The following is an 836-nucleotide window of genomic DNA, read 5'->3' as shown; positions in this document are numbered from 1 at the left end:
TCATCTCTCAATTCTTGTGTCAGTTTAAACCAGTAATAAACTTGATAGAGCAGATAAAAATTAGTAGCCATAAAAATAGCTGTAGGTATCATTGCCATCTCTCTCTCCTCACTTACTTTTCTTCTTTAAACCGGTCATCACGACCAATCTGTTTTGCTTCGCATTCCATTAAGAAAAGAAGGCAACAAACCGCATGTGCCAAGTGTGATAAATCACTCTCAGCATCCTTACTTTCTCCACCAAACCATGCTAATAAATGACGCAAAGCTGCACCGTGAAAACGGCTCCAATCCATGCCATGACGCCAATTGTTTGCTCCGTATTTCTTGGCTCCAAACTCTAAAACTTTACCGATTTCAAGCAGTGCCAACGGCGGTACAAGCTCTAAACGTGGCTTGCCGTCATCATTCTTATGCGCTTCATTGGCTCCATTTGAGCTTTGTGAAATGTGTTTACGCATGTAAACTTCGTCGTTATCGCGAAAATCTTCATAATCACAAACATCTGCATTGCCGTAAATCTTGGCATGCTCTCTAATCTTGGCTTGCCCGTGTACTAACGCGTTATCATAAACTTTAGACTCATTGAAAACTTCAGCGTTGCCAAAAACCTTGGCTTGACCGTAAACACGAGACTTATTGTAAACTCGTGCATTCTCATAAATACGAGAATTGCCGTAAACTTCTGCTCCCCCCTTTACGAGAGCATTCTCATAAATTTGTGATTTACCATAACCACGGGTATGATCACCACAAACCTTAGCATTGCCATAAATCTGTGCTTGATCATAAACATAAGCATTATCAGAAACATCTGCACAACCATAGACCTTGGCA

Annotated in this window: 1 protein-coding gene; it reads right to left on the bottom strand. The window is 40.9% G+C overall.

Going from position 1 to position 836, the window contains the following annotated elements:
• Positions 1–112 precede the first annotated feature (112 nt).
• A complete protein-coding gene (locus ACFINC_RS10270) occupies positions 113–460 on the bottom strand; it encodes a dATP/dGTP diphosphohydrolase domain-containing protein (RefSeq protein ID WP_244427268.1) in 348 nt (115 codons plus the stop codon).
• Positions 461–836 lie beyond the last annotated feature (376 nt).

The organism is Bartonella sp. AP58NXGY (assembly GCF_042195785.1).
GTDB lineage: Bacteria > Pseudomonadota > Alphaproteobacteria > Rhizobiales > Rhizobiaceae > Bartonella.
Note: the sequence above shows the minus strand (reverse complement) of the source record. Positions and strands in the feature narration are given on the sequence as shown.